The 915-nt window shown below is 44.3% G+C and carries 1 protein-coding gene; it reads right to left on the bottom strand.

Annotation, left to right across the window (positions count from 1 at the left end):
* The coding region (locus BCT11_RS27780) for an IS4 family transposase (protein ID WP_102390030.1) at window positions 1-915 on the bottom strand (915 nt) is incomplete at both ends.

Here is a 915-nt window from a genome sequence, read left to right as displayed (position 1 = left end):
TTTACTCATCACCTTCAGTTGGCTCGCTATAAACTGACAAGCATATTTAAAGCTAATTTCATTCGGCATTCTTCCATGCTCAACTGCTGCCTGACTCGCTTCACGTCTTACTAAGTTATAACCAAGCAACAGCCCCCAGAGTTCTTGATAAACAAGGTCTACTGTTCTACTGCGTAATACTAAGGCATTGTGTTGCATTGAGCTTTTGATATCACGATAACCTAATTCGATTTCCCAACGTTCGTGATAAAGTTCAGCTACCGCTTTCGCGTCGTAGTTTGTCCTAGGAAGGGAGGTAAAAACAGTTTTTTGCTTACCTTGTACTTCATAGGTCACCGCTCTGACTTGCCATTTTTCAGGTAAACTAGGATTTTTTTTGCGAGCTTGCGGTGAGACGTTCATTTCGATGACCATGTCATTACTTTCTTCTTCATCTAAAAGAGTGTATTTCAACCCCTTCCTTGCTGGTATCAACCAATGTCTATTAATACCGCTATTTTGAAGAGAGAGAAGTAAGTCCGCACCGTAAAACCCTTTATCTAGTAGCGTCACAGAGTTATCTGGCAAAGAGTCGATGAAGGGCATAGCAAGTGGGATTTCACCACGCCGATAGGGGCTTATGGCGGCATCAGCGATGACATGAGAGCGGACATTCATTATGGTCACAACTCTTAGCACTGGATGCGGTGTCTGTCTGTTGCTAGAGGTATTACCCGAGCCAAAGTGCTCTCTAAGTTCGGGTGTATCCGCGGTTCGAAAAAGAGCACCGTCTACAGCAAAAACTTGCAATCCTTGCCACGTATCATCACGGTATCGTTCAAGACCCCACGTCCGCCCACATTGTTTAAACAACCACTCTGGTGCAGCTCTACCTAAACGTTGTCTTGCCTGGGTTAAAGCACTTTTGGCTAATAA

This window comes from Vibrio sp. 10N.222.52.B12, from assembly GCF_002875385.1.
GTDB classification, from domain to species: Bacteria; Pseudomonadota; Gammaproteobacteria; order Enterobacterales; family Vibrionaceae; genus Vibrio; species Vibrio jasicida.
This window is presented reverse-complemented; position numbering and strand designations above follow the sequence as displayed.